Origin of the sequence: Sediminimonas sp. (genome assembly GCF_024637375.1) — a bacterium.
Taxonomy (GTDB): domain Bacteria; phylum Pseudomonadota; class Alphaproteobacteria; order Rhodobacterales; family Rhodobacteraceae; genus Sediminimonas.
Window position 1 is genome coordinate 24,630 of record NZ_JAGXFK010000061.1, and the last position, 20,156, is coordinate 44,785.

Below are 20,156 nucleotides of genomic sequence, written 5' to 3' on the forward strand. Positions count from 1 at the left end.
GCGTCGGGGCATGGCCCGCGCATGAATGACGTGAAAGGATCCCCATGACCGAGCCGCTGCCGTCCGCCGACATCCACCTGATCCAGCGTATCCTGCCGCATCGCTACCCGTTCCTGCTGATCGACCGGGTCGAGCGGATCGACGGTACGCAATCGGCCACAGGCATCAAGAACGTCACCGTGAACGAGCCGCATTTCCAGGGCCATTTCCCCGGCAAACCGATCATGCCCGGCGTTACCATCGTCGAGGCGATGGCCCAGACCGCCGCCGTCATGGTCGGGGTATCCATGGACATGGCCGACAAGAACATGCTGGTCTATTTCATGGCCATCGACCGTTGCAAGTTCCGCCGCATGGTGGTGCCCGGCGACGTTCTGCGGATGGAAATGACCACCCTGCGCGGCAGGCCGGGCGGCAAGGTCTGGAAGTTCTCGGGTTGCGCGACGGTGGACGGCGAGATGGCGGCAGAGGCCGAATTCACCGCCATGATGGAGCTGGGGCAGGGGTGACGGGCATGAACAGCCAAATACACCCCTCCGCGGTGATCGAGGACGGCGCGCGCATCGGCGAGGGCTGCACGGTCGGCCCGTTCTGCCATATCGGCGCGCAGGTTGAACTCGGCCCGCGGGTGCAACTGAAATCTCACGTCGTTGTCACCGGCCAGACCCGTATCGGCGCCGATTCGATGGTGTTCCCCTTCGCCTGCATCGGCGAGATCCCGCAGGACATGAAGTTCCAGGGCGAGGACACGCGCCTGGAAATCGGCGTACGCAACCGCATCCGTGAACACGTCACCATGAACCCCGGCACCGCGGGCGGCGGCGGCGTCACCCGCGTGGGCGATGACGGGCTGTTCATGGCCGGCTGCCACGTCGCCCACGATGTGCAGATCGGCGATCGGGTCATCGTGGTCAACAACGCCGCGCTTGCCGGGCACTGCATCATCGAGGACGACGTGATCATCGGCGGGCTGTCGGGGGTGCACCAGTTCGTGCGCATCGGGCAGGGCGCGATCATCGGCGCGGTGACCATGGTCACCAACGACGTGATCCCTTACGGCCTTGTGCAGGCGCCGCGCGGGGGGCTCGACGGGCTCAACCTGGTGGGGCTCAAGCGCCGCGGCGTCCCGCGCGAGGACATCACCGCCCTGCGTGCCGCGTTCCAGATGCTGGCCCAGGGCGATGGCGCTTTCCAGGACCGGGCACAGCGCCTGGGCGAGGAAACCCAAAGCGACTACGTCCGCCGGATCGTCGATTTCGTCATGTCCGGCAGCGACCGGTCTTTCCTGACACCGGGGTGAGTGGCATGACCGGGCGCCTCGCCATTCTGGCCGGCAGCGGCGCCTTGCCCGTGGCGCTTACGGCGGCATGCCCCGACGCGCTGCGCGTGGTGTTCGACGGCGTGGCGCACGCGCTCGATCCGCCCACGCACGCGCACCGCTTCGAGCGCCTCGGCGCGCTGTTCGACTGGTTGCGCGACCAAGGGGTGGATCGCGTCGTGCTGGCCGGCGCGATGGCGCGACCGCGCTTCGACCCGGCCGAGTTCGACGCCGAGATGACGCGCATCGCCCCGCAGCTCATGCAGGCGATGCAAAGCGGCGACGACGCGGTGCTGCGCTTCATCGTTGCACTGTTCGAGGCGCAGGGCTTCACCGTTCTGGGCGCGGCCGAGATTCTGCCTGACCTCACCCCGCCCGAGGGCCTGCTTGCCGGCCCTGCACCGCACCCGGGCGCCGATGCGGATGCCATGCGCGGGGCCGAAATTCTCGCCCGCATCTCGCCCCTCGACCTGGGGCAGGCCTGCGTGGTCGAACGCGGCCTGTGCCTTGGCGTCGAGACGCTGCAAGGGACCGCCTTCCTGCTTGATGTCGTGGCCCGCACCCCGGCACAATTGCGCACCCCTGCGGGCGCGCGCGGCGTGCTGGTGAAAGCGCCCAAACAGGGCCAGGACCTGCGTGTCGACATGCCCGCCATCGGGCCCGACACCGCCGCGCAACTGGCGCGCGCGGGGCTCGACGGCGCGGTGATCGAGGCCGGACGGGTGATGATCCTGGATCGCGCCCGCTGCATCGCCGCGTTCGATGCGGCGGGGCTTTTCCTGCTGGCGCGGAGGATGTGACATGCGGGTGTTCCTGGTGGCCGGCGAGACTTCGGGCGACCGGCTCGGCGCGGCGCTGATGGCAGGGCTCAAGACGCTGCGCGACGATGTCGAGTTCATCGGCGTCGGCGGCCCGCAGATGCAGGCCGAGGGGCTCGACAGCCTGTTTCCGATGGACGATCTCAGCGTCATGGGCCTGTCAGAAATCTTGCCCCGTTACCGGCAACTCAGGGCGCGGCTCGACCAAACCGCAAGCGCTGCCATCGTAGCCCGGCCCGACGTGCTGATCACCATCGACAGCCCCGATTTCTGCATGCGCGTGGTGCGCCGCGTCAAGGGCCGTATCGACGTGCGGGCGGTGCATTACGTGGCGCCCTCGGTCTGGGCGTGGCGGGCCGGGCGGGCGCGCCGGATGGCGCAGGTGATCGACCACGTTCTGGCGCTGCTGCCGTTCGAGCCGCCGCTGATGGAAGCCGCCGGGATGGATTGCGATTTCGTTGGCCACCCGGTGGTGTCGGAGCCGCTGGCGAGCGATGCCGACATCGCCGCGGTGCGTGCCCGCCACGGCCTGGGCGACGCGCCGCTGCTGCTGGCGCTGCCGGGCTCGCGCCGCGGCGAGGTGACGCGCCTGGCGCCCGTCTTCGGGCAGGCGCTGCGCCCGGTGATCGCGCAACATCCCGGGATGCGCGTGGTGGTGCCGACCACCGCCGACCTGGCCGCCTCAATGCCCGGGCTGATCGCCGACTGGCCGGGCGACCCGGTGCTGCTGCACCCCGGCATGCCCGAATTCGCCGCCGACAAGCGCGCCGCGTTCCGCGCCGCGCGGGCGGCGCTGGCGGCCTCGGGCACCGTGTCGCTGGAACTGGCCGCCAACGACACCCCGATGATCATCGCCTACGACATGGCGCCGCTCAGCCGCTTCGTGATCTCGCGCATGCTCAAGGTCGACACGGTCACGCTGGTCAACCTGGTCAGCGACACCCGCGCGGTGCCCGAATTCATCGGCAAGGCCTGCCGGCCCGAGCGGATCGCCCCGGCCCTGTCGGCGCTGCTCGACGCGCCCCAGACCCAGCGCGCGGCGATGGCCCTGACGATGAAGCGATTGGGCCGCGACGGCGATGCACCGGGGCTGCGCGCGGCGCGCGCGGTGCTCGACCGGCTCACCTGAACTTCGCGCGCCACAGGGCTTTTCCTGCCCCGACGAATATCCCGGGCGTGCATTGGCCCGAACGGGTGAGAGAGGGGCAGCGCCGCCATTCGGCGATGCCGCTACGAAGCCCTGATCCAGCCGCCGCCCAGGATGCGGCTGCTGTCGGTTTCGTAGAAGACGCAGGCCTGACCGGGCGCCACCCCTTCTTCGGGCGACAGCAGTTCCACCTCGGCGCGATCGGGGCTAAGCGGGCGCACGACGGCCTCGCGCGGGGCGCGGGTCGAACGTACCTTCACCGACATGCGCCATTCGGGTTGCGCCTCGAACGGGGTATCGCCCAGCCAGTTGATCTCGCCCACCGGCACGGTGCGGGTGGCCAGAAGCTCGCGCGGGCCGACGATCACCTCGCGCGCGGCGACATCCAGCCTGACCACATAGAGCGGCTCGCTCAGCCCGCCGATGCCGAGGCCGCGGCGCTGTCCGACGGTGTAATGGATGACGCCTTCATGCGTGCCCATCTCGCGCCCGTCGACATGCACGATGCGGCCCGGGTCGGCGGCGCCGGGGAGCAACTTCTCGATGACGCTGGCATAATTGCCGTCGGGCACGAAGCAGATGTCGTGGCTGTCGGGCTTGTCGGCCACCTGCAGCCCGTAGCGCGCGGCCAGCGCGCGCGTGGCGTCCTTGCCGGGCAAATGCCCCAGCGGAAAACGCAGGTAATCCAACTGCTCGCGCGTGGTCGAGAAGAGGAAATAGCTCTGGTCGCGGGCCGCGTCGGCGGCGCGGTGCAATTCGGGGCCCCCGGCGCCTGCCTTGCGCTGGATGTAGTGGCCGGTGGCCATGCAATCGGCCTCCAGGTCTTTCGCCGTCTCCAGCAGGTCGCGGAACTTCACCCGCTCGTTGCAGCGGATACAGGGCACCGGCGTCGCGCCCGCCAGGTAGCTGTCGGCGAACTCGTCGATGACCGCGTCGCGAAAGATGTTCTCGTAATCCAGAACGTAATGGGGAAAGCCCATGTCCTCGGCCACGCGGCGGGCATCATGGATGTCGATCCCGGCACAGCAGGCCCCCTTTTTCGCCAGCGCCGCGCCGTGGTCGTAAAGCTGCAGCGTCACGCCCACCACGTCATAACCCTCTTCGGCCAGCTTGGCGGCCACGACCGAGGAATCCACGCCGCCCGACATCGCCACGACGACGCGCGTCTCGGCCGGCGGCTTGGCGAAGCCCAGCGAATTGATCTTGGTGTCGCGATCCAGCGGCATCTTGTTCTCCCATCGAAGGTCCGCGGGAATATAGGAAAATCCTAACCACTCTCAAGGCCGGATTTCACCGCTCATTAAGGCGCGTGACGCAGATTTTCCCCGACGACAAGGGGAGTAGGGCCATGTTTCTGAGAAAAGTCGACGGATGCCGATCCGTGCGCCTGCCCGATGGCAGCGTGATGACCCAGGCAGATTTGCCGCCGGCCGATTGCTGCCGGTGGGTGGCCAGCCGCAAGGCGGCGGTGGTCAGGGGCGTGGCCCACGGCCTGATAAGCCGCGAAACCGCCTTGCGGCGCTACCGGCTGAGCGAGGAGGAATTTCGCGACTGGGTCTCGGCCTACCACGACCACGGTACCGACGCGCTGAAGGTAACCTGGGCAGGAAGGTATCGTCAACCATAGGTTGATCGGCGTAAAGTTAATCTGCGGTAACCAGTGGTTAACCTTTTTTGCCCACGGTTCGGAAGCAACATGATTGATTAGCGGAGATCGGAAAGATGCGCGTGCTGCTGGTGGAAGACGATCCCACGACGTCGAAGAGTATCGAGATGATGCTCACCCACGCCAACCTCAACGTCTATACCACCGACATGGGGGAAGAAGGGATCGACCTGGCCAAGCTCTACGATTACGATCTCATATTGCTGGATCTTGGCCTGCCGGACATGAACGGGCACGAGGTGCTGCGGCAGTTGCGGCTGGGCCGCGTCGACACCCCGATCCTGATCCTTTCGGGGGAATCCGACACCGATAGCAAGATTCGGGGCTTTGGATTCGGTGCCGACGACTACCTCACCAAGCCCTTCCACCGCGAGGAACTGGTGGCGCGCATCCATGCCATCGTGCGGCGTTCGCAGGGGCATTCGCAATCGGTGATCCAGACCGGTCAGGTGATTGTCAACCTCGATGCCAAGACCGTCGAAGTGGCGGGAAAATCCGTGCACCTGACGGGCAAGGAATACCAGATGCTCGAACTGCTCAGCCTGCGCAAGGGCACGACCCTGACCAAGGAAATGTTTCTCAACCACCTCTACGGCGGCATGGACGAACCCGAACTGAAGATCATCGACGTGTTCATCTGCAAGCTGCGCAAGAAACTCAGCACCGCCACCGGCGGCCACAGCTACATCGAAACGGTCTGGGGGCGCGGCTACGTGATGCGCGACCCCGAACCGGCGCACAGCGGCGAGTCTCCGCTGGCCATCGGCGCCTGAGCGGCAGCGCGCGCCGCGCCAGCACGGGCGCGCGCGCACTGGACGTTGCGCGCGCGCGGCCCTATCACTCGACCAGAGGATAGGGGAACGGCGGTGACGGCTGATATCGACATCGACGCGCTGACGCGGTCGCAGGCACAACAGGAACTGGGCCGGCTGGCCGATCTGCTGGGCCGGGCCGACGCGGCCTATCACCGCGACGATGACCCGATCATGAGCGACGCGGATTACGACGCGCTCAAGCGGCGCAACGCGGCGATCGAGGCGCGTTTTCCCGATCTCAAGCGTAACGACAGCCCCAGCGACCGGGTCGGCGCCACTCCGGCCGAGGCATTCGAAAAGGTCACCCATGCCCGGCGCATGATGTCGCTGAGCAACGTGTTCTCGCCCCAGGAAGTGCGCGATTTCGACGAGTCCGTGCGCAAATACCTGGGCCTCGGGGCCGATGCGCCGCTGGACTACACCGCCGAACCCAAGATCGACGGGCTGAGCCTGTCGCTGCGCTACGAGCATGGGCGGCTGGTGCAGGCGGCGACGCGTGGCGATGGCACGGTGGGCGAGGACGTCACCCGCAACGCCCGTACCATAGACGATATTCCCACCCGCCTGGATGACGCGCCCGAGGTGCTGGAAGTGCGCGGCGAGGTCTACATGGGTCACGCCGATTTCGCCCGCCTCAACGACCGCCAGAAAGCCGCCGGCGACAAGGCCTTCGCCAACCCGCGCAATGCTGCCGCCGGGTCGCTGCGCCAGCTCGACCCGCGCGTGACGCAGGCGCGCCCGTTGCGCTTTTTCGCCTATGGATGGGGTGAAATTTCCACTCAGCTTGCGGATACGCAATATCAAAGCCTGCGCGCGCTGGCTGGGCTGGGCTTCGTGATCAACGACCTGACGCAGCTTTGCAACGGACCCGAGGCGCTGCTGGCCCATTACGCGGACATCGAGGCCGCGCGCGCCACGCTGGGCTATGATATCGACGGCGTCGTCTACAAGGTTGATGACCTGGCGCTGCAAGCCCGGCTGGGGTTTCGTTCGACCACGCCGCGTTGGGCCACGGCGCACAAGTTTCCCGCCGAACTGGCCTGGACACGGCTTGAGGCGATCGACATTCAGGTCGGGCGGACAGGCGCGCTCAGCCCGGTGGCGCGGTTGCACCCGGTCACGGTGGGCGGGGTGGTGGTGTCGAACGCGACGCTGCACAACGAGGATTACATCGCCGGGCGCGATTCCAGCGGCGCGCCGATCCGCGAGGGCCGCGACATTCGCGAAGGCGACTGGGTGCAGGTCTACCGGGCCGGCGACGTGATCCCCAAGATCGCCGATGTTGACCTCTCGCGGCGCCCCGCCGACGCGGCGCCATATGCCTTTCCCGACACCTGCCCCGAATGCGGCAGCACCGCAATCCGCGAAGAGGGGGATTCGGTGCGCCGCTGCACCGGCGGGCTGATCTGCCCGGCGCAGGCGGTCGAGAAGCTCAAGCATTTCGTCTCCCGTGCCGCGTTCGATATCGAGGGGCTGGGCGCCAAGCAGGTCGAGCAGTTCTACCGCGATGGCTGGATCAGCGAGCCTGCCGACATCTTCACGCTTGAAAAGAATTACGGCCCCGGCCAGCCGCGCCAGTTGAAAAACCGCGAGGGCTGGGGCGAAAAGAGCGCCGACAACCTCATTTCCGCCATCGACGCGCGCCGCGCGATCCCGTTAAGCCGGCTGCTGTTCGCGCTCGGCATCCGCCATGTGGGCGAGGAAACCGCGCGCACGCTGGCGCGCCATTACGGCACCTGGGAGGCGTTCATCGCGGCCATCGATGCCGCCGCCGCGCAAGAGGGCCCCGAGTGGGACGAGCTGCTGGCCATCGACGGTATCGGCAAGGTGCTTGCGCGCTCGCTGGTCACCAGCTTTTCCCAGCCCGCCGAGCGCGCCAGCATCGACCGGCTGGTCGCGCATCTCGACGTGCAGCCCGAGGAGGCCCATGCCCCCGCCGACAGCCCGCTGGCCGGCAAGACGGTGGTGTTCACCGGCACGCTCGATCGCATGACCCGGGCCGAGGCCAAGGACCGCGCCGAGGCGCTCGGCGCCAAGGTGTCGGGCTCGGTCTCGGCGAAGACCGATCTTTTGGTTGCCGGGCCGGGGGCAGGGTCAAAAGCAAAGAAAGCCACTGAGTTGGGCGTCGAGGTCATCGACGAGGACGGCTGGCTGGCGCTGCTGGGGCAGCCATGACCGGGCGGCCCGAAATCCTGTTCCCGCTGTTCGCGGATCTGGAAACCCTGCCGGGTATCGGGGCCAAGACCGCGCAACATCTTGCAAACCTGCATGTCACCCGGCCGCGTGATCTGTTGTTCACCCTGCCGCATTCGGGCATCGACCGGCGCCGGCGCGACACCGTCAAGGGCGCCGAGTTGCCGCAGGTCGTCACCGTCGAGGTGACGATCGGCCAGCACCGCGCCCCGCGCAACCGCTCGGGCGCTTACCGGGTGGTGGTCGAGGATGCCGAAACCAGCTTCCAGTTGGTGTTCTTCCACGCCCGCGGCGATTACCTGCTGCGCCAGTTGCCGGTGGGGGCGCGGCGCATCGTGTCGGGCAAGGTCGAACTGTTCGACGGCATCGCGCAGATGGTGCACCCCGATCATATCCTGCCGCCCGAGGAGGCCGGCGATATCCCCGATTTCGAACCCGTCTACCCCCTGACCGGCGGGGTCACGCAGCGCCAGATGGCGCGCGCGGCACAGGCGGCGGTGGCGCGTGCCCCCGACCCGGCGGAATGGATCGACCCGGCGCAGGTGGCGCGGGCCGGCTGGCCCGGCTGGCACGCGGCGGTGGCCAACGCCCACAACCCCGCCACCGCACCCGATCTGGCCCCGACCGCGCCGGCGCGCGAACGCCTGGCCTACGACGAATTCCTTGCCCACCAGATCACCCTTGCGCTGGCGCGGGCACAGCGGCGGCGCGGCAAGGGGCGCGAAAGCCACGGCACCGGCGCGTTGCAGGGGCAGGTGCTGGCCGCCTTGCCGTTCGCCCCCACCGGCGCGCAGATGCGCGCGCTCGAGGAGATCGCCCGCGACATGGGCACGCCGCGGCGGATGAACCGCCTGCTGCAGGGCGATGTCGGCTCTGGCAAGACCCTGGTGGCGATGCTGGCACTGCTGATCGCGATCGAGGCGGGCGGGCAGGGCGTGATGATGGCCCCGACCGAGATCCTGGCGCGTCAGCACATGGACGGCCTTGCCCCGCTGGCGGCGGCCGCCGGCGTGCGGCTGGAATTGCTGACAGGGCGCGACAAGGGGGCCGAGCGACGCGCCAAGCTCGACGCGCTGGCGCGTGGCGAGATCGGCATCCTGGTGGGCACCCACGCGGTGTTCCAGCGCGACGTGGAGTTCGCGGACCTGCGCCTTGCGGTGGTGGACGAACAGCACCGTTTCGGTGTGCGCCAGCGGCTGGAACTGGGCCGCAAGGGGCAGGGGGTGGACGTGCTGGTGATGACCGCCACGCCGATCCCGCGGTCGCTGGCGCTGGCGCAATACGGAGACATGGATGTTTCGGTGCTCGACGAGAAACCCGAAGGGCGCAAACCGATCCGCACCGCGCTGGTGGCCACCGCGCGCATGGACGAGGTCGTCGATCACCTGCGCCGGGCGATTTTGGAGGGGCGGCAGGCCTACTGGGTCTGCCCGCTGGTCGAGGAAAGCGAGGCGGTCGACCTGACCGCCGCCGAGGCACGGTATGCCCACCTGCGCGCAGCACTTGGCGAGGGCAATGTCGGGCTGGTCCACGGCCAGATGCCGCCGGCCGACAAGGACGCCGCGATGCGCGCCTTCCACGACGGGCGCACCGCGGTTCTGGTGGCGACCACGGTGATCGAGGTCGGCGTGAACGTGCCCAACGCCACCATCATGGTGATCGAGCGGGCCGAAACCTTCGGCCTTGCGCAGTTGCACCAGTTGCGGGGCCGGGTGGGGCGCGGCACGCAGCAATCCACCTGCCTGCTGATGTATCAGCCGCCGCTGTCGGAGGCCGGCCAGCGCCGCCTGACCACGCTGCGCGACACCGATGACGGGTTCCGCATCGCCGAGGTCGATCTGGAAATGCGCGGCGCCGGCGACGTGATCGGCACCGCGCAATCTGGGCTGCCGCGGTTTCGCGTCGCCGACATGGAACGGCAGGCGGCGCTGATGGCGGTGGCCCAGAGCGACGCGCGCAAGCTGCTTTCCGACGACCCGGACCTGAACAGCCCGCGCGGGCAGGCGGCGCGGGTTCTGCTGTGGCTGATGGAGCAGGACCAGGCAATCCGGTTGATCTCGGTCGGATAGCCGCAATCATGCTTCGTTCGCATATGTTCTGTTAAAGTTCTTTACTTTTGGGTAGGGATATGAGAACAAATAGGCAACACATGACATTGGGCCGGAGGAAAACAGATGTTCGACCAAATCAAGACGAGCTTTGCGCGGTCTCGCGACACCCTGGCCGGCGACGCGGCGGGGGTTGTCGCGTTGATGGTCACACTGGTTGTCGGGCTTCACCTGCCCGGTGCTTTCTGAGAACCGATCTTTCCGATTTCTGCCTGCGACTCCCGTGGCGGCGTGTATCGGTCGGCCATCCTCTGTCCCGGATGATGCTGAGCTGCGAACACCGCCTGCCTTGCCGTGTTGCCGCGCCGCGCACCGCGGGATCGCCACCTTGACGCCGCCGCCCCGACCGGGCGCGCGGCGTTCTTTTTTCCAGTACTCGGGTTTTCCGGGCGTCAGGCGGTTTGAGCGGTCTCGGCGTGTTCCATTGCCTCTGCCAGGGCTTCGAGCGTCAGCATGATCGATGCGTGGCGGTTCTTGTAGTCGCGCGCCGGGCGCAGCACCTCCAGCCCGTCGAAGGGCGCCGGCGGGGTTGGCCCGTCGTTTTTCAGCATTGCCTTGAGCGCGTCGCGCGCCGCCTCGATCTGGGCGCGGGTACAGCCGATCGCCGCCGCCCCGGCCACCGCGGCCGAGGCCTGGCCCAAGGCGCAGGCTTTCACATCCATCCCAAGATCGGCCAGCCGATCGCCATCCATCGCCACATCCACCGTCACCGTCGAGCCACACAGCGGCGCCCGGCGCCGCACCGTGGCATCGGGCGCCTCCAGCCGCTCGGTATGCGGGATGTCGGCGGCCAACGCGAGGATGCGTTGCGAATATAGCTTGATCAGGTCGTCGTTGGCACTCATGGCTTTCCCTTTGGCATCCTGTCCCATAAATAGGATGCGCTTTCCCGGATGCAAAAGGTTTTTGCCATGCCCTTCGACCCTGAAACGCTTCGGTTCGACGCCAACGGGCTGATGCCCGCCATCGCCCAGGACGCGGCCAGCGGCGAGGTTCTGATGATGGCGTGGATGTCGGCCGATGCGATCCGCCGCACGCTGGAAACCGGGCGCGTGACATACTGGTCGCGTTCGCGCGCCACGCTTTGGGTCAAGGGCGAAAGCAGCGGCCATGTGCAGGAGCTGGTCGAGATGCGCATCGACTGCGACCGCGACTGCCTGCTTGTGCTGGTCAACCAGCATGGGCCGGCCTGTCACACCAACCGGCGCAGTTGTTTCTTCACCGCGCTGCGCGGCGGGCGCGAGGTGGAGATCATGGCGCCCGAGGGATGAATGGCCCTTGCGGGCCATGCCTTCGGCGAGGATATTTTGGGCCAGAAGAAACCGCGGTCAGAGGCCCACAAGGCGCCGGATATCCGCCTGGCTGGCCCCCTGGTCGCGATAGGTGGCGATGGCGCGGGCGTCGTCGCGCTTGGCCAGCCGCTGGCCGGCATCGTCGCGGATCAGGCGATGGTGATGATAGACCGGCGTCGGCAGGTCCAACAGGCGTTGCAGAATGACGTGAATCGCCGTTGCCTCGTACAGATCGCGGCCGCGCGTGACATGGGTGATGCCCTGCGTGGCATCGTCGAGGACCACCGACAAATGATAGGATGAGCCCATGTCGCGACGCGCCAGCACCACGTCGCCGATGGTTTTAATCGCCTGGTCGTGACCGATGGTGACGCGGCGGGCCGACCCGTCACCGGTTTCGGTGAAATGCAGCGGCGCGGCAAAAGGACGCCGCGCGATGGCGTCCAGCGCGGCGCGCATGTCGAGGCGCAGCGCGGCATCCTGCGGCAGCGGGTCGGGGACAAACCGCGCCCGCGCCCGGCGACAGGTGCCGGGATAGATCACCCCGTCGGGGCCATGCGGCGGCGTGCCCTCGTGCGGGGCACTGGCAGCCTGCTGAATATCGCGGCGGGTGCAGGTGCAAGGGTAGACGAGGTCGGCCGCCCAAAGCTGCTCGAGCGCGGCGCGATATCGCTGCAGGTTGTCGGATTGTCGCATGACCGGCTCGGGCCACCACAGGCCCAGCCAGCGCAGGTCGTCGTATATCCGTGCCTCCCAGTGGGCGCGGGCGCGGGACTGGTCGATGTCCTCGATCCGCAACAGAAAGTCGCCGCCGGCTTCGACCGCCATGTCCCACGCCACCAGCGCCGCATAGGCATGGCCCAGGTGCAGCGGCCCCGTCGGAGAGGGCGCAAACCTGGTAATAGTTTTTTTATCAGGGTCTTGCGCACCATTGTTCATGTTGAAATCAGGTGCCCGCGGGCACGGTTTCCTGCGCGGTCAGCCAATCGGCCCATGCCGCCTTGGCGCGATCGGTGTAGGCCTTGTAGCGATCCTTGCGCCCGCGGCGCCCGGGCTTGAGCCCCTCGACGGGGCGGAACAACCCGAAATTGACGTTCATCGGCTGGAAACTGCGCGCCTCGGCGCCGCCGGTTATGTGGTTGACCAGCGCGCCCATGGCGCTGTCGGCGGGCGGCGCGGGCAAGGCGGTGCCAGTAATCTCGGCCGCGGCGAGCCGCCCGGCCAGGAGCCCCATCGCGGCGCTTTCGACATACCCCTCGACCCCGGTGATCTGCCCGGCGAAGCGGATGTTCGGGCGGCGACGCAACCGCATCTGCGCGTCCAGCAGTGTGGGCGCATTGATGAAGGTATTGCGGTGAATCCCGCCCAGGCGCGCAAAACGGGCATTTTCAAGCCCAGGAATCATACGAAAAACATCAACTTGGGCGCCATACTTCATCTTTGTCTGGAAGCCCACGATGTTGTAGAGCGTACCGAGCGCGTTGTCGCGCCTGAGCTGCACGACCGCGTGTGGCTTTACATCCGGCGCGTGCGGGTTGGTCAGGCCGACCGGCTTCATCGGGCCGTGGCGCAGGGTTTCGCGACCGCGTTCGGCCATCACTTCGATGGGCAGGCAGCCATCGAAATAGGGTGCGTCCTCGCCATCGTGGAACTCGGTCTTGTCGGCTGCCAGAAGGGCGTCGATGAAGGCCTCGTAATCGTCGCGCGTCATCGGGCAGTTGAGATAGGCGCGCTGCTCGTCCTCGGTGTCGCCCTTGTCATAGCGCGATTGCATCCACGCGGTGCTCATGTCGATGCTGTCGGCGTGCACGATGGGCGCGATGGCATCGAAAAAGGCCAGCGCATCGCGCCCGGTTTCGGCGGCAATCGCGGCACCCAGCCCCTGCGAGGTAAGGGGCCCCGTCGCCACGATCCAGTGGCCGCTGTCGGGCAGGGCGGTGATTTCGCCATGCTCGACGGTCACGTTTGGGTGGGCGCGCAGGGTGGCGGTGACGGTTTCGGAGAACGGGTCCCGGTCGACGGCCAGGGCGCCGCCGGCCGGCAGGCGGTGGCGGTCGGCGCTGTGCATGATCAGGCTGTCGGCGGCGCGCATTTCCCAATGCAGCAAGCCGACGGCGTTCTGTTCATCGTCGTCCGAGCGGAACGAGTTGGAGCAGACCATCTCGGCCAGATTGCCGGTGTGGTGCGCGAAGGTGCCCACCTCGGGGCGCATTTCGTGGATGACGACGCGCACGCCCATGTTCGCGGCCTGCCAGGCGGCTTCCGACCCGGCCATGCCGCCGCCGATGATATGCAATGTCTTGTCCATGCGCCCGATCTAGGACAGATCGGCGCGTTTGGAAAGGGCGCAAGCGAGGGGCGGGGAGGGGTCGAGTGGGTCACCGACTGCCATGCGTGCGGCGGTCAGAGAGAGGTTGACCAGGAGGGACGTATCTGCCCGGTGACCCACACTCGCTAATGGCGCGGCCATTGCCGCGCCGTGGCATTGATCTAGCACAGGCGAACAGCACGGCAAAGTGGCAAACATTAACGAATTTGGAAATAATGTGGCCGCGTTCGGGAAACGGCGCCCGATACGGGTGCCGTCACGACTGGTCCCAATCCGGTGGGCGCTTTTCCAGGAAGGCAGAGATGCCCTCGGCGGTGTCGCGGTAGAGCATGTTTTCAACCATCACCTGCCCGGTATGTTCGTAGGCTTGCGCAACGGGCATTTCGATCTGCTCGTAGAAGGCGCGTTTGCCGATCCGCACCGCCGCGCCCAGCTTGCCGGCGACCTGTTCGGCAAGGTCGGCGGTTTCCCGGGCCAGGTCGTCGGTCTCCGCCACGCGGTTGACGAGGCCCAGTTCGCGGGCGCGCTCGGCTTCGACGAACTGGCCGGTGCTCAGCATCTCGAAGGCGTGCTTGGCGGCAATGTTGCGGCTCAGCGCCACCATCGGGGTCGAACAGAACAGCCCGATATTGACCCCGTTCACGCCGAATCGCGTGCCGGTCGCCGCCACCGCCATGTCGCACGACGCGACAAGCTGGCATCCGGCGGCGGCGGCGACGCCGTGGACCTGCGCGATCACCGGCTGCGGCAGCCGCCGGATCGTCAGCATGACCGATGTGCAGCGGTCGAAAAGATCCTTGAAATAGGCGCGTCCGCCATCCTCGGCCTGGCGCCCGGCGGTCATTTCCTTCAGGTCATGGCCGGCACAAAACGCCTTGCCCGCACCCGACAGGGTGATTGCGCGAATGCCGGGCTCTTCGGCCAGGCGATCGAATTCCCCTTGCAGCGCCGCCAGCATCGCGTCCGACAGCGCATTCAGCTTGTCGGGCGCGTTCATGCGCAGGTGAGCCACCGCGCCTGTGTCGTGACGTTCCAGCAGTGCCATCTTGTCCTCCAATCGATTTGCGGCCAACTCTAGGCCCAAGTGACAGGAGAGGACAAGCATGCCATTGGAAATGACCATCGACGCGCTGCACGACTTCATGGCCGAACAGTTCCCGCAAGTGGCGCAGGATTTCACCATCGAGCGACTGGACGAGGATGGTGTGCGCGTGCGGCTCAACGTGGCCGAACGCCACCTGCGCCCCGGCGGCACCGTGTCGGGGCCGTCGATGTTCGCGCTGGCCGACGTGGCGGTGTACCTCGCGGTGCTTGGCCGGATCGGGCCGAAGGCGCTGGCGGTGACCACCAATTGCAGCCTCGATTTCATGCGCAAGCCGGCGGCCGGGGCCGACCTGGTGGCCGAGTGCCGGTTGCTGAAACTGGGCCGGGTGCTGGCCGTGGGCGACGTGCTGATCCATTCCGAAGGCTCCGCGCAGCCGGTGGCGCGCGCCACGATGACCTACTCGATCCCGCCGGAACGGTGACAGCGCAGGCGGATGGTCGAGGGAAATATGGGGTAAAATATTACCTATTTTGTAAGATACTGAAAATGCGAAATTAATCGCGCCTTGCCGCTCTTGACTGTGGGCCACAGGGGTCTATAACCGCGCCATCGAACACATGGGGCCGCGCCGCGCGCCGCCTTCGGAAAACAAGGGAATCGACCCGCGATGAAAACCTATTCTGCGACTCCGGCAGACATCGACAAGAAATGGATCCTGATCGACGCGGAAGGCGTCGTTTTGGGCCGGCTCGCGTCGATCGTCGCCATGCGCCTGCGCGGCAAGCACAAGCCGCAATTCACGCCTCATATGGACACCGGTGACAACGTCATCATCATCAACGCCGACAAGGTGCAGATGACCGGAAAAAAGCGCACCGACAAGACCTATTACTGGCACACCGGCCACCCCGGCGGGATCAAGCAGCGCAGCGCCGAGCAGATCCTCGAAGGCGCCCACCCCGAGCGCGTCGTCACCCAGGCCGTCAAGCGCATGCTTCCGGGCAACCGCCTGTCGCGCCAGTTGATGACAAACCTGCGCGTCTATGCCGGCGCCGAGCACCCGCACGAGGCGCAACAGCCCGATCTGCTGGACGTCAAGACCATGAACTCCAAGAACACGAGGGTTGCGAAATAATGGCCGACCAAATCAACTCGCTCGAAGAGCTGGGCACCGCCGCCGTCGCAACCGCGGCTCCCGAAGAGGCCGAATCAATCCCCCGCGAGCCGGTCCGCGACAAGCTGGGCCGCTCCTACGCCACCGGCAAGCGCAAGGACGCGGTGGCACGGGTCTGGGTCAAGCCCGGATCGGGCAAGGTGACCGTCAACGGCAACGACATCAGCGCCTATTTCGCGCGCCCGGTGCTGCAGATGATCCTGCGCCAGCCCTTCACGGTGGCCGGGGTCGAGGACCAGTTCGATGTCATGGCCACCGTCAAGGGCGGCGGGCTTTCGGGCCAGGCCGGCGCTGTCAAGCACGGCATCTCCAAGGCGTTGCAGCTTTGTGATCCCAGCCTGCGCCCGGCGCTCAAGGCCGCGGGCTTCCTGACCCGCGACGCGCGCGTGGTCGAACGCAAGAAGTACGGCCGCGCCAAGGCGCGCCGCAGCTTCCAGTTCTCCAAGCGCTGATCGTCTGCACAACAGGAAACCATGGGCCGCCCTTCGGGGCGGCCCTTTCGCGTCAAAGCCTCGGCGCCGGGTTCCGCCGGAGGCACGCGGCGCCCCTGGCGCCGCCAGGAATAGTGAAACGCCGCAAGGCGTTGCCGATGGATCAGGTGCGCTCAGGTGCCGTCGTCGGGGCCAATCAGGCCCAGCCCGCGCAGGTAGATGCCGATCCCGGTTTCCAGCAGATCCTCGGCGGGGAAAGGGCTGGCGCGGCCCGGCGAATTGCGCGCGAAAAGCTCGACCACGCCGTGGCTCATCGCCCAGATATGGGCCGAGAACATCGCCGCCGGCGGGCGGCGGGCTTCGGGGATGTGCTGGCTAAGGTCGCGGGCGGCGCGCTCCAGCACATCCCGCGCGCGGCCTGCGGCGGCGGCCAGCTCGGGCGAGCGGTTGACCGAGATACCGCTCTCGAACATGGCGATGTAGTGGCCGGGATACTTGCGCGCGAAGGCAAGGTAGGCGCGGCCCGTCGCCTCGAAGGCGGCCAGCGCCGAGGGCTGGCCGCTGTCATAGGCGTACTGCATCACATCGGCGAAAATGGCGTAGCCCTGGCGTGCCGACTCGGCGATCATGTCCTCGCGGCCGTCGAAATGGCGATACACCGCCGCCGGGGTCACCCCGGCCTGCTTGGCGGCTTCCGATACGGTGAACCCGGCCGGGCCCCGCGCCACGATCAGGTCAAGCGCGGCCTCGACCAGCGCCTGGCGCAGGTTGCCGTGGTGGTAGCCGCGCTTACCCATCCCAGATCTCGGGCCCCCCGCAGACACGGCTGTCGGCGGTTCCCACTGCCTCCGGGTCCTTGCCGGCGTAGTCGATGTGGCTCAGCACGTGGCGCAATGCCTCGATCCGGGCGCGGCGCTTGTCATCGGAGCGGATCACCGTCCACGGCGCGTCGACGGTGTGGCTGAAGGTAAGCGTTTCACCGATGGCGGTGGTGTAGGCATCCCATTTCTTCAGGCCTTCCACGTCTATCCAGCTGAGTTTCCATTGTTTGAGAGGGCTTCTCTCGCGCTCGAGAAAGCGCCGCAACTGCTCGGCGCGGCTGACATTGAGCCAGAACTTGAACAGGTGAATGCCCTCTTGTACCAGCATCCGTTCGAAATCGGTTACCTGGTGGAAGAAATGGGTGCGTTCGGCCTCGGTGCAGAAGTCGAAAACCTTTTCCACGACCCCGCGGTTGTACCATGAGCGGTCGTAGAACACGATCTCGCCCCCCGCGGGCAGATGGGCGATATAGCGTTGGAAATACCACTGGGTGTTTTCGGCGCCCGAGGGAGCATTGAGCGCCACGAGGCGCGCCCCGCGCGGGTTGAGGTGTTCGCGAAAGCGTCTGATCGTGCCGCCCTTGCCGGCGGCATCGCGGCCCTCGAAGACGAGGGCAAAGCGCCGACCGGTTTGCCTCGACCACGCCTGCAGCTTGCTCAGCTCGATCTGGAGGCGCTCAAGTTGCGCTTCATACTGCGCGCGTGGCAGGCGTTCGGAGTGCGGATAGGCCGGGTCGAGGATATCGTCCTTTTCGGCCCGCTTGATTGCGCCGCGGACGTCTTCCGGCGCCTCCCGCTCGAAAAACCTGGTGATCGCGCCGTCGAATGGAAGCTGCATGGGCGTCTCCTGTCTGGCGCCACTATGGCGGCTCAGCGCGCGGCGTTCAATCCGGCGCGGGCGGCGGCGCCTGCGGCGCGAAGATTTCGGAGATGCTGGCCTGGACATGGCGCGCGGGCGTCCGCGCCGAAAGCACCGGCACCACCAGCGTGCTGGCTTGCGCCAATCCGGTCAGCGCCGCCGATGTGGTGAGCGTCGCGATCATCTCAGGTGCCGATGGCCGTCATGTCGAAGGGCGTGGTCTGGTAAATCTGGTTGATCCAGTTGCCGTAGAGCAGGTGCGCATGGCTGCGCCAGCGGTTGAGCGGCGTGCGCGCCGGGTCGTCGTCGGGGAAATAGTCGCAGGGCAGGCGCGTCGGCGTTCCGGTGGCGATGTCGCGGTCGTATTCCTGCTTGAGCGTGTCGCTGTCGTATTCCAGGTGGTTGAAGATATAGAGCGCGCGGTGGCACGGGTCCTCGATCAGGCACGGGCCGACCTCGTCGCTGCCCAGCAGGGTGGTCAGTGTCGGCACGGCATCGACCTCGGGCTGGCGAATCTCGGTCCAGCGGCTGACCGGGACGATGAAATCGTCCGAGAACCCGCGCAGATAGGGCGAGGAGGGCGCCAGGTTGCGATGCCGGAAACACCCGACCGCCTTTTCCTTCAACAGGTGCTTTTGTACGCCGTGGAAGTGGTGGATCATCGCCATCCCGCCCCAACAGACGCCGAAGGTCGAATGGACGTGGCTCTGCGTCCAGTCGAACACGTCGCGCAGCTCGTCCCAGTAGGTCACCTCCGGGAAGGGCAGATGCTCGATCGGGGCGCCGGTGATGATCAGCCCGTCGAACTTTTCACCGCTGGCGCGCACATCGCAAAACGGCCGGTAGAAGCTTTCCATGTGGTCGGCGGCGGTGTTGCGGGTCTGGTGCTCGGTCATGCGAATGAGGCTCAGGTCGATCTGCAGCGGCGTGGCCCCGATCAGCCGTGCGAACTGATTCTCGGTCTGGATCTTGCGCGGCATCAGGTTCAACATCCCGATGTGCAGCGGCCGGATGTCCTGCCGCGCCGCCTGATCCTCGGACATGACCATGACGCCCTCGCGGGTGAGGACATCATAGGCGGGCAAATCCGACGGGATCTTGATGGGCATTGCGGGCACCGTTCCTTGCTGCGGGCGATGCTACAGGGATAGGGATCGCTCAGCCACGGTCAAGGGCGCGCGCCACGAGCCGGTCGAAATCGGCCGGCGTGGCGACGGCGGCGACCTCGTCGGCGGTGACCGTCACGCCCCACTTCGCCATTGCCGCGTAAAGCGGCTGACGGTGCGCCAGCGCCTGCCCATAGGTCCAGCGGATGAAGCTGTCCGGGTCAACTTCGTCTTCCTGGCAATTGTTTTCAATAAGGTATTTGCGCCACATCCTGGTAAGGAACCGGGGCTGGTACGACATCGGCTTGGGGGCCTTGTCGAAGCGGCGGATCAACTCGTCGGTGTGCGCGTCGTCGCCCTTGATCCAGATCATCAGCATGTGGTGCGACAGCATCGACAGGATCGGGTCGTTCGGGTCGCCGGGATCGACCCATTCGCAGATCGACCCGCCGGTGTCGCAGACGAAATGCGGGTAGCCGTACAGCGCCTCGGCGCGGTCGATGAAATACGGCGTGTCATTGAGCGCGGCGATCTCGCCGCGGCGGAACTGGTCCTGACGGCGGGTGTATTCGTCGTGGCTCAGCCCGCCGCGCGCCGGGTTGCCCGGCTTGCCCAGGTAGGTGGATACCGGCGCGAGGTTGTCGAAGGTGATGTTGGAGCCGATGTAGATCGAATCCGACATCAGCAGATCGCGCAGGAACGGCACCTTCATCGCGTGCGCCTTGGCGTTGTCGGCGATGTATTCGTCCATGTAGCGCGTGCCGATGCGGTAGTCGATGGAGTAGTGGAACCAACCGCCACTGGCGCGCAACAGGTTCGACAGGTGCGTCTTGCCCAGCCCCGACATGCCGAACAGCAATACCCGTTTGCGCGGGGCTTCAAGCCACGCCTGCCCGTTGGTGTAGATCATCTCCGGTTCTCCGCTACCGGGCGGAACCGCACGGCCCGCCGCTTGCCCGTTCCCGTGTCCTAGCGGGGCCGGGCGGGGCGGTCAAACGCTGTGCGCTTCGCCGATCCAGGTGAAGTTCACCCCA

General features: G+C 66.9%; 23 protein-coding genes. 13 read left to right on the forward strand and 10 right to left on the reverse strand.

Annotated elements, in window-relative coordinates; genetic code table 11:
• Positions 1-44 precede the first annotated feature (44 nt).
• Genes fabZ through lpxB form a run of 4 tightly spaced genes read left to right on the forward strand, consistent with a single transcriptional unit; the run spans position 45 to position 3,265 of the window.
• Positions 45-509, forward strand: a complete 465-nt coding sequence (fabZ, locus tag Q0L89_RS10315) for a 3-hydroxyacyl-ACP dehydratase FabZ (protein ID WP_296764639.1) — start codon at positions 45-47, stop codon at positions 507-509.
• A gap of 5 nt (positions 510-514) precedes the next feature.
• Positions 515-1,300 carry an acyl-ACP--UDP-N-acetylglucosamine O-acyltransferase gene (gene lpxA, locus Q0L89_RS10320; RefSeq protein WP_296764641.1) on the forward strand — a complete coding sequence of 262 codons (786 nt, stop codon included), beginning with the start codon at positions 515-517 and terminating at the stop codon, positions 1,298-1,300.
• A 5-nt stretch (positions 1,301-1,305) separates the two neighbouring features.
• Complete coding sequence (gene lpxI / locus Q0L89_RS10325; RefSeq protein WP_296764644.1) at positions 1,306-2,118, forward strand: UDP-2,3-diacylglucosamine diphosphatase LpxI; 813 nt, start codon at positions 1,306-1,308, stop codon at positions 2,116-2,118.
• Between the two features lies 1 nt (position 2,119).
• Complete coding sequence (gene lpxB / locus Q0L89_RS10330; RefSeq protein WP_296764646.1) at positions 2,120-3,265, forward strand: lipid-A-disaccharide synthase; 1,146 nt, start codon at positions 2,120-2,122, stop codon at positions 3,263-3,265.
• 101 nt (positions 3,266-3,366) lie between these two features.
• On the opposite strand, the gene mnmA is transcribed toward lpxB, so the two are convergent.
• Positions 3,367-4,509 (reverse strand): tRNA 2-thiouridine(34) synthase MnmA, encoded by a 1,143-nt coding sequence (gene mnmA, locus Q0L89_RS10335; protein WP_296764649.1) that lies wholly within the window; start codon positions 4,507-4,509, stop codon positions 3,367-3,369.
• A 122-nt stretch (positions 4,510-4,631) separates the two neighbouring features.
• On the opposite strand from mnmA, the gene Q0L89_RS10340 reads away from it, so the two are divergent.
• The 5 genes from Q0L89_RS10340 (at position 4,632) to Q0L89_RS10360 (ending at position 10,254) form a co-directional block, all read left to right on the forward strand.
• Positions 4,632-4,910, forward strand: coding sequence for a DUF1153 domain-containing protein (locus Q0L89_RS10340; RefSeq protein ID WP_296764652.1), 279 nt, complete (start codon positions 4,632-4,634; stop codon positions 4,908-4,910).
• A gap of 95 nt (positions 4,911-5,005) precedes the next feature.
• Positions 5,006-5,722 carry a response regulator transcription factor CtrA gene (gene ctrA / locus Q0L89_RS10345; RefSeq protein ID WP_296764655.1) on the forward strand — a complete coding sequence of 239 codons (717 nt, stop codon included), beginning with the start codon at positions 5,006-5,008 and terminating at the stop codon, positions 5,720-5,722.
• 93 nt (positions 5,723-5,815) lie between these two features.
• Positions 5,816-7,939, forward strand: coding sequence for an NAD-dependent DNA ligase LigA (ligA, locus tag Q0L89_RS10350; RefSeq protein WP_296764657.1), 2,124 nt, complete (start codon positions 5,816-5,818; stop codon positions 7,937-7,939).
• Positions 7,936-10,026 carry an ATP-dependent DNA helicase RecG gene (recG, locus tag Q0L89_RS10355; protein WP_296764660.1) on the forward strand — a complete coding sequence of 697 codons (2,091 nt, stop codon included), beginning with the start codon at positions 7,936-7,938 and terminating at the stop codon, positions 10,024-10,026. Before ligA ends, recG begins: the two co-directional genes overlap by 4 nt.
• A 105-nt stretch (positions 10,027-10,131) precedes the next feature.
• The gene (locus tag Q0L89_RS10360) at positions 10,132-10,254 is read left to right on the forward strand and encodes a hypothetical protein (RefSeq protein WP_296764663.1); all 123 of its coding nucleotides are present in this window, start codon (positions 10,132-10,134) and stop codon (positions 10,252-10,254) included.
• 203 nt (positions 10,255-10,457) lie between these two features.
• Here the strand turns inward: Q0L89_RS10360 and Q0L89_RS10365 are convergent, their stop codons facing one another.
• Complete coding sequence (locus tag Q0L89_RS10365; protein WP_296764665.1) at positions 10,458-10,910, reverse strand: iron-sulfur cluster assembly scaffold protein; 453 nt, start codon at positions 10,908-10,910, stop codon at positions 10,458-10,460.
• A 66-nt stretch (positions 10,911-10,976) separates the two neighbouring features.
• On the opposite strand from Q0L89_RS10365, the gene hisI reads away from it, so the two are divergent.
• Positions 10,977-11,336 carry a phosphoribosyl-AMP cyclohydrolase gene (hisI, locus tag Q0L89_RS10370; RefSeq protein ID WP_296764712.1) on the forward strand — a complete coding sequence of 120 codons (360 nt, stop codon included), beginning with the start codon at positions 10,977-10,979 and terminating at the stop codon, positions 11,334-11,336.
• Positions 11,337-11,393: 57 nt separating this feature from the next.
• Here the strand turns inward: hisI and gluQRS are convergent, their stop codons facing one another.
• From gluQRS to Q0L89_RS10385, 3 genes are all read right to left on the reverse strand, one after another.
• A complete protein-coding gene (gluQRS, locus tag Q0L89_RS10375; RefSeq protein ID WP_296764669.1) occupies positions 11,394-12,296 on the reverse strand; it encodes a tRNA glutamyl-Q(34) synthetase GluQRS in 903 nt (300 codons plus the stop codon).
• 7 nt (positions 12,297-12,303) lie between these two features.
• Positions 12,304-13,665 (reverse strand): methylenetetrahydrofolate--tRNA-(uracil(54)-C(5))-methyltransferase (FADH(2)-oxidizing) TrmFO, encoded by a 1,362-nt coding sequence (gene trmFO / locus Q0L89_RS10380; RefSeq protein ID WP_296764672.1) that lies wholly within the window; start codon positions 13,663-13,665, stop codon positions 12,304-12,306.
• Between the two features lie 277 nt (positions 13,666-13,942).
• The gene (locus Q0L89_RS10385) at positions 13,943-14,731 is read right to left on the reverse strand and encodes an enoyl-CoA hydratase (RefSeq protein WP_296764675.1); all 789 of its coding nucleotides are present in this window, start codon (positions 14,729-14,731) and stop codon (positions 13,943-13,945) included.
• A 58-nt stretch (positions 14,732-14,789) separates the two neighbouring features.
• Here Q0L89_RS10385 and Q0L89_RS10390 point away from each other — a divergent pair, with 58 nt between their 5' ends.
• From Q0L89_RS10390 to rpsI, 3 genes are all read left to right on the forward strand, one after another.
• Complete coding sequence (locus tag Q0L89_RS10390) at positions 14,790-15,212, forward strand: PaaI family thioesterase (RefSeq protein WP_296764677.1); 423 nt, start codon at positions 14,790-14,792, stop codon at positions 15,210-15,212.
• A gap of 186 nt (positions 15,213-15,398) precedes the next feature.
• Positions 15,399-15,866, forward strand: a complete 468-nt coding sequence (gene rplM / locus Q0L89_RS10395; RefSeq protein ID WP_296764679.1) for a 50S ribosomal protein L13 — start codon at positions 15,399-15,401, stop codon at positions 15,864-15,866.
• Positions 15,866-16,357: a 30S ribosomal protein S9 gene (gene rpsI, locus Q0L89_RS10400; protein ID WP_296764682.1), complete on the forward strand. Its 492-nt coding sequence runs from the start codon at positions 15,866-15,868 to the stop codon at positions 16,355-16,357. Before rplM ends, rpsI begins: the two co-directional genes overlap by 1 nt.
• 152 nt (positions 16,358-16,509) lie before the next feature.
• Here rpsI and Q0L89_RS10405 read toward each other — a convergent pair whose 3' ends face one another.
• From Q0L89_RS10405 to Q0L89_RS10425, 5 genes are read right to left on the reverse strand one after another with little or no spacing between them, the layout of a single operon-like run.
• The gene (locus Q0L89_RS10405) at positions 16,510-17,133 is read right to left on the reverse strand and encodes a TetR/AcrR family transcriptional regulator (RefSeq protein ID WP_296764684.1); all 624 of its coding nucleotides are present in this window, start codon (positions 17,131-17,133) and stop codon (positions 16,510-16,512) included.
• Positions 17,126-17,995, reverse strand: coding sequence for a polyphosphate kinase 2 (ppk2, locus tag Q0L89_RS10410; protein WP_296764687.1), 870 nt, complete (start codon positions 17,993-17,995; stop codon positions 17,126-17,128). The genes Q0L89_RS10405 and ppk2 overlap by 8 nt, the downstream gene beginning before the upstream one ends.
• A gap of 46 nt (positions 17,996-18,041) precedes the next feature.
• Positions 18,042-18,200, reverse strand: coding sequence for a hypothetical protein (locus Q0L89_RS10415; protein WP_296764689.1), 159 nt, complete (start codon positions 18,198-18,200; stop codon positions 18,042-18,044).
• Between the two features lies 1 nt (position 18,201).
• A complete protein-coding gene (metA, locus tag Q0L89_RS10420; protein ID WP_296764692.1) occupies positions 18,202-19,125 on the reverse strand; it encodes a homoserine O-succinyltransferase in 924 nt (307 codons plus the stop codon).
• Positions 19,126-19,174: 49 nt separating this feature from the next.
• Positions 19,175-20,032 (reverse strand): ATPase, encoded by an 858-nt coding sequence (locus Q0L89_RS10425; RefSeq protein WP_296764694.1) that lies wholly within the window; start codon positions 20,030-20,032, stop codon positions 19,175-19,177.
• Positions 20,033-20,156: the final 124 nt, after the last annotated feature.